The sequence below is a fragment of the Achromobacter sp. genome (assembly GCF_036567245.1).
Taxonomy (GTDB): Bacteria; Pseudomonadota; Gammaproteobacteria; order Burkholderiales; family Burkholderiaceae_B; genus Achromobacter.
In genome coordinates this window covers 1-6,435 of record NZ_DATCUY010000039.1, presented here as the reverse complement: position 1 = coordinate 6,435, position 6,435 = coordinate 1, and the positions used below count along the sequence as shown (strand labels likewise).

Genomic DNA, 6,435 nt, shown 5'->3' with positions numbered 1-6,435 from the left:
GCTGGCCGTGCTGGCCGCCGCCGCCGCCGTCAGCGTGGCCGGCCCCATCGCCTTCATTGCGCTTGCGGCCCCGCAGATTGCGCGGCACTGCGTCCCTGCCGGCGGCCCGCAGCCCCTGTTGGCCGCATTGACCGGCGCCGTGCTGCTGGCAGGCGCCGATCTGCTGTCGCGTTCGTTTGGCGCCAACGGCTTGCCGGTAGGCGTTCTTACCGCAGGCATCGGCGGCCTCTATCTCGCATTTCTGTTGGTGCTCGAATGGCGCAAGGTTTCAACGTGACTGCCACAACGCCCACACCCGCCCTTCAGCTCCGGGACGTGAGCCTGTCCTACGGCATCCGCCGCGTGCTGGACAGATTGACGCTGGACATCGCGCCGGCCTCGTTCACCGTGATCCTGGGCCCTAACGGCTGCGGCAAATCCACGCTGCTGCGCGTGTTGGGCGGCGCCCTGCCTCCCGGCCAGGGCCATGCCCTGCTTGACGGCGCCGACCTCGCCAGCCTGCGTCGAAAAGCGGTGGCGCGCCGCCTGGCCTACCTGCCGCAGAACCCGATTGCGCCCGAGATGATCACCGTGCGCGACCTTGTCGCCCGCGGCCGCTATCCGCATCAGTCCCTGTTGCGGCAATGGTCGGCAGCGGACGCCAGCGCGGTCGACGCCGCCCTGACGGCCACTGATCTGGACGGAATCGCCGAGGAACCCGTGCATACGCTCTCCGGCGGCCAACGTCAGCGCGCCTGGCTGGCACTGGTGCTGGCCCAGGAGGCCGGCATCATGCTGCTTGACGAACCCACCACTTTCCTCGACATCCGCCACCAGCTTGACCTGCTGGAGCTGTGCGCCCGGTTGCACCGCGCCGGGCGCACCTTGGTGGTGGTGCTGCACGACCTCAACCTGGCCTTGCGCTACGCTCAAAGGATCGTGATGATGCGCGATGGGCGGATCGCGGCGCACGGAGATGTCCGTTCGGTCGTGACCGAGGACATGATGCGCCAGGTCTTCGATCTGGATTGCCGCGTCATGCCCGACCCCGAAACCGGCAGCCCCATGGTCGTGCCTCGGCGCTTTCGGCAGCCGCTGACGGGAAGCGAAGCCTTCGAAAAATGAACAAAGCCCGCCATAGCGGGCTTTGTTCATGCAACGGCGGCGCATCCTCAGAGCATATGCGCCAGGAACTCGCGGCTGCGCGCTTCGCGCGGCGCGCGGAAGAAGTCGGCCGAAGGCGCTTCCTCGACGATGCGGCCTTCATCCATGAAGATGACCCGGTGCGCGACTTCGCGCGCGAAGCCCATTTCATGGGTGACGACCAGCATGGTCATGCGTTCGTCGGCCAGCTGCTTCATGGTGCGCAGGACTTCGCCGGTCAATTCCGGGTCCAGCGCCGAGGTGGGTTCGTCGAACAACATGATGTCCGGCTCCATGGCCAGCGCCCGGGCGATCGCCACGCGCTGCTTCTGGCCGCCGGACAGGCGCGTCGGATAGTTGTCGCGCTTGTTCAACAGGCCGACCTTGCGCAGCAGTTCTTCCGCCTTGGGAACGATCTGGGCGCGCGTCATGCCCTTGACGGTGATGGGCGCCTCGATGATGTTCTGCAGCACGGTCATGTGCGGGAACAGGTTGAACGACTGGAACACCATGCCCATCTTGCGGCAGATGCGGCGCACGTCGGCGTCGCTGGCGTACTGGCTGCGCCCGCCGGGCACGGCCCGGGCCATGGCTTCGCCTTCGACCTCGATGCTGCCTTCGTCTATGGTTTCCAGGTGGTTCAGGCAGCGCAGGAAGGTACTCTTGCCCGAACCGGACGGCCCGATCACCGCGACCACTTCACCCTGGCCCAGGCTCAACGAAACCCGGTCCAGCACGCGGTTGGAGCCGAACGACTTGATGATCTCGCGGGCCTCGATCATGACGGGACGCGCGGACGGAGAATTACTGGTCATATTTGGCATAGCGCTTTTCCATGTGCTGGAAGAACCACGTCAGGATCAGCGTCATGATGAGATAGAAGGCGGCGGCGACCAGGAACGGCGTGGTCGTGAAATCGCGCTGCACGATGCCGCGCGCCGTGCGCAGAATGTCGTTGAGCGCCAGCACGTAGATGAGCGAGGTGTCCTTGACCAGGGTGATGGTCTCGTTGCTCATGGGCGGCAGCACCCGCTGCACCATCTGCGGCAGCACGATGCGGCGCAGGGTCTGCAGATAGGTCATGCCCAGGACCTTGCTGCCCTCGTACTGGCCGCGGTCCACCGACTGGATGCCGGCGCGGAAGATCTCGGCGAAGTAAGCCGCGTAGTTCAGCGCGAAGGCCACCACCGCGGCGGGGAAATCCGGCAGCCGGATGCCGATCACGGGCACGAACGGCAGCGCGAAGTAGATGAACAGCATCTGCAGCATCAGCGGCGTGCCGCGCATGAGCCAGATATAGCCATTGACCAGGTTGCTGGCCAGCCGCCATTTCGAGATCCGCACCAGCGCCAGCACCAGTCCCAGCGGGACGGCCAGCGCCAACGTGATGAAAAACAGCGTCAAGGTGACTTTCGCGCCTTGCGCCAATGGCCCCAATAGGGAGAGTACGTAGTCCATGCAGTGGGTTCGCGCCGTCAGCGTCCGTGGACGCCAAGGTTGGATCGATTCATGAATAAGCCCGCCTGGTGCATCAGCGCCGCGGCGGGCTGCGGAACATGGGACTGGACGCCCGGGCGCGATGGCCGCGGGCGCCGCCGGCCCTTTACTTGATGATGTTGGCGCCGAACCACTGGGTGGCGATGCGGCCGGCGGTGCCGTCCTGCTTCATCGAATCCAGGGTCTTGTCCAGCTTGCCCAGCAGTTCGGTGTCGTCCTTGCGCACGCCGACGCCGTAGTCTTCGGTGCCGAAGTTCTCGTCCAGCACGCGGTATTCGCCGGCGCGCTTGCTGATCAGGTAGCGGCCCACCACTTCGTCCACCACGATGGCGTCCAGGCGGCCGGCGGCCAGGTCCATCAGCGCGGTGACGTTGTCGCCGAACTTCTTGACTTCCTTGATCTGGGCGGCAACCGGATCCTTGGCGATGGCGTCGGTGGCGCTGCTGCCGTCCTGGGCGCCCACGACCTTGCCGGCCAGGTCAGCCTTGAGCTTCACGGGCGAGGCGTTGCCCACGATGATGATCTGGTGGTTGGCCATGTAGGGCGCGGTGAAGCTGATGTTCTTCTTGCGCTCTTCGGTGATGGTCAGGCCGTTCCACAGCACGTCGACGCGCTTGCCGTTGAGTTCGGCTTCCTTGGCGCTCCAGTCGATGGGCTTGAACTCCACTTCCAGGCCCAGGCGCTTGCTGGCTTCCTTGGCCATGTCGATGTCGAAACCGACGATCTGGTTGTTCGAATCGCGGAAACCCATGGGCGGAAAGTTGTCATCCAGGCCGACCACGACCTTCTTGGCGGCGGCAGGCGCTTGCGCGCCGGCGGCGGGCGCATTGTCGCTGGGGCCGCAAGCGGTGAGCAGCGCGGTAGCGGAAGCGAGGAGTACAGCTGTCAGTTTTTTCATCGTTATGGATGCGCCGGGCGCAAGAATGAAGAATGCCGGAATGGCCAGTCAAAAAGCCGCGAGCCGGTATTTTATCCTCTTGCGGGGGCACAATCCGTCCCCCTGGCAGATACCGCCAGGAAAGCGCGCGCCCCCGCCGCCCGGAGCCCGCATCAATCCGGCTTGATCCCGGCCGACTTGATCAGGGTTTCGTAGCGGCTGGCCTCCTCCTTCATGGCGGCCAGCGTGGCCTCGGGCGTCGAGCCCCGCACCAGGAGGCCGCGGGCCTCGTAGGTCTGGCGGAAGGAAGGATCCGCGGTAACCGCCGCCACCGCCTGGTTGATCCGCGCCACCAGGGCGTCCGGGGTCTTGCCCGGCGCGAACAGGGTGAAAACCGTGGACGGTATGCTGCCGGCCTTGCCGCCGGCCTCTTGCAGGGTCGGCACGTCGGGCAGCATGGCGGCGCGTTGCGTGGCGCCAGCGACCAGCACCCGGATCTTGCCGGCCTTGTATTGTTCCGATACCGCCAGGCCGCCGGCCATGACGCTGTCCACGTCGCCGGCCATGGCCGCCGTCATGGCCGGCGCCACGCCTTTGAAGGGGACATAAGTGAATTGCACCCCTTCGGCGCTGGCCAGCATGGCCATGCCCAGGTGGTTCACATGTCCCTGGCCGCCGGTGCCCACGTTGATGCGCTGAGGGTTGGCCCGGGCGTAATCGATGAACTCCTTGTAGGTCTTGGCCGGAAAGGCGTTGCTGACCGCCACGTACAGCTGCACCTGCCCCAGGTCGGTGACGGGCTTGAAGTCTTCCTGCCAGCGGTACGGCACCTTGGCGTACAGGAAGGGATTGGTCTCCAGCGCCAGGCGGTCCACCATCAGCAGGGTATTGCCGTCGCCCGCCGCCTTGGCGACGTAGTCGCTGCCGATGATGGCGTTGGCGCCGGGCCGGTTCTCCACCACCACGGTCTTGCCGCTTTCCTTGAAGAGGCGGTTGCCCAGGTCGCGCGCCAGCACGTCGGGTTCGGTGCCGGGCGGATACGGCACCACGATCTTCACGGTGTCCGACGGCCAGGCCTGGGCCGCGGCCTGCGCGGCCGGCAGTAGCGCAAGCGCGGCCCACAATACAGGTTGAATACAACAACGGTACGGCGATCCCATGGCACTTCCCCTTGTATGTGTCGTTCCGGTTGGGTCCGGCGACTGAATTGCCGTCCGAGGCCTGAAACGCCCCTGACGGCTGGAAACCCAGATCAGGACCGGCGCGCTTCACCAGCGGCCGATCAGAATACCCATCATCCGTTCGTGCGCATGCGTGCGCTCGCGCACCTCCTCGTCGGTTTCACTGGCGCGGCGCTTGAGGCCCTGGTGCCAGTCCAGCAGCGCCGAGCGCATCCGGGCCATGACTGGCGTCATGCCCGGATCGGCGCCCAGATCGTGCAGTTCGCCCGGGTCGTCGCGCAGGTCGAACAACTGGCTGGGATAGCCTTGCCAATGCAGGTACTTGTAGCGTTCGTCGCGCACCATCAAGCCGGTGCATTCCCGCTCGCCGCGCCCCAGAAACAGGCGCGCCTCGCGGTAGGCGTAGTCCAGGCTGCCCACCACGTACTCGCGGGCGGGCGGCGCCGAGCCGCCTGCGCCGCGGATGCCTGGCAGCAGCGAGCGCCCCTCGATGCGGTGCGCCTGGGCGGGCAGATCCAGCGCGTCCAGCACCGTCGGAACGATGTCCACGCATTCGACGAAAGCGTCGCTGCGGCTGCCGCGGGTGGCGTCGGCGGCTCCCGCCGGGTCGTAGACCAGGCAAGGCACGCGCATCGCGCTCTCGTAGAAATATTCCTTTTCACCCAGCCAGTGGTCGCCCAGGTGATCGCCGTGGTCCGAGGTGAACAGGATCAGCGTGTCCTTCAGCCGCCCGCTGCGCTCCAGGAAGTCCAGCACCCGGCCGATCTGGTCGTCGATCTGCTTGACCAGCCCCATGTAGACCGGCCGGATGCTGCGCCAGACCTCGTCGCGGGCGAAGGACTCCGACTCCTCCAGCCGTTGGTAGGCGCCGTGCACCGGATGCGGGCGTTCCCGTTCCGCCTGCGTACGCACCGGCGGCGCGCAGTCTTCCGCGCCGAACAGGGCGTGGTAAGGCGCCGGCGCCTTGTAGGGCCAGTGCGGCTTGATGTACGACAGATGCAGCGCCCAGGGCTGGTCGCCCTGCTCCTGCATGAAACCCAGGGCGCGGTCCGTGAGGTAGGCCGTCTCGGAGTCGGCCGCATCCACCCTGGCGGGCAGCGGCGCATTGCGCATCAGCCAGCCGCTGGCGATGCTGCCATCGGCGGCCTGGCTGCCCACCACGTAGTCCTCCCAGGGCCGCTCGCTGTCGTAGCCGCGTTCACGCAGGTAGCGGCGGTACGGGCTGTCCTTGGCCAGTTCGAAATGGCCGTCGTAGCGCTCGATCGGCACGAATCCGCCCTGCAGGAAGCGCTGTTCGTCCGCGGCGGCGTAGCCCTTGGCGCGCAATCCGGCGCGGTCCGCCACGAAGTGCGTCTTGCCCAGCAAGTGCAGCGGCAAGCCGGCCTGGGCCAGGTACTCGCCCAGGCACCATTCATCCACCGGATGCGGCACGCGGTTCCAGGTGACGCGGTGCGACAGCGGATAGCGGCCGGTGTAGTAGGACGCGCGCGACGGGCCGCAAACAGCGGACGTCACGTAAGCCCGGTCGTACTGCACGCCCATGCGCGCCAGCCGGTCGATATTGGGCGTGCGCAAGGCGCCGGCGCCGCCATAACAGGACAGATGGTCCGCGCGCAGCTGGTCGCACATGATGAACAGCACGTTGCGCACCTGGGGGTTCGCGGCCGGGGCGGACGCGTTCATGGCTGCGCCCCGTTCAGGATGGCCCCGGGCGCGTGTGCGGCGCTGCCCGCCTGCGGCGCCGGCTGGCCAGCGGCC

Annotated in this window: 7 protein-coding genes; 2 read left to right on the top strand and 5 right to left on the bottom strand. The window is 66.9% G+C overall.

Going from position 1 to position 6,435, the window contains the following annotated elements; all coding sequences use genetic code 11:
• Both VIR09_RS01435 and VIR09_RS01430 read left to right on the top strand, forming a co-directional pair.
• Window positions 1–277, top strand: a 277-nt coding sequence (locus VIR09_RS01435) for an iron chelate uptake ABC transporter family permease subunit (RefSeq protein WP_332011075.1), incomplete at its 5' end; no start/stop codon positions are given.
• Entirely contained in the window at window positions 274–1,104 is an 831-nt protein-coding gene (locus VIR09_RS01430; RefSeq protein ID WP_414639357.1) for an ABC transporter ATP-binding protein, read from the top strand. The genes VIR09_RS01435 and VIR09_RS01430, both read left to right, overlap by 4 nt.
• Window positions 1,105–1,151: 47 nt before the next feature.
• Here the strand turns inward: VIR09_RS01430 and VIR09_RS01425 are convergent, their stop codons facing one another.
• From VIR09_RS01425 to VIR09_RS01405, 5 genes are all read right to left on the bottom strand, one after another.
• Window positions 1,152–1,904: an amino acid ABC transporter ATP-binding protein gene (locus tag VIR09_RS01425; RefSeq protein WP_013393692.1), complete on the bottom strand. Its 753-nt coding sequence runs from the start codon at window positions 1,902–1,904 to the stop codon at window positions 1,152–1,154.
• Between the two features lie 22 nt (window positions 1,905–1,926).
• Window positions 1,927–2,580 carry an amino acid ABC transporter permease gene (locus VIR09_RS01420; RefSeq protein WP_013393691.1) on the bottom strand — a complete coding sequence of 218 codons (654 nt, stop codon included), beginning with the start codon at window positions 2,578–2,580 and terminating at the stop codon, window positions 1,927–1,929.
• Between the two features lie 145 nt (window positions 2,581–2,725).
• On the bottom strand, window positions 2,726–3,517 hold the full coding sequence (locus VIR09_RS01415; protein WP_013393690.1) for an amino acid ABC transporter substrate-binding protein: 792 nt from the start codon (window positions 3,515–3,517) through the stop codon (window positions 2,726–2,728).
• Between the two features lie 152 nt (window positions 3,518–3,669).
• The gene (locus VIR09_RS01410) at window positions 3,670–4,656 is read right to left on the bottom strand and encodes a Bug family tripartite tricarboxylate transporter substrate binding protein (RefSeq protein WP_332011065.1); all 987 of its coding nucleotides are present in this window, start codon (window positions 4,654–4,656) and stop codon (window positions 3,670–3,672) included.
• Window positions 4,657–4,764: 108 nt separating this feature from the next.
• On the bottom strand, window positions 4,765–6,360 hold the full coding sequence (locus tag VIR09_RS01405) for a sulfatase-like hydrolase/transferase (protein ID WP_332011063.1): 1,596 nt from the start codon (window positions 6,358–6,360) through the stop codon (window positions 4,765–4,767).
• Between the last annotated feature and the right edge of the window lie 75 nt (window positions 6,361–6,435).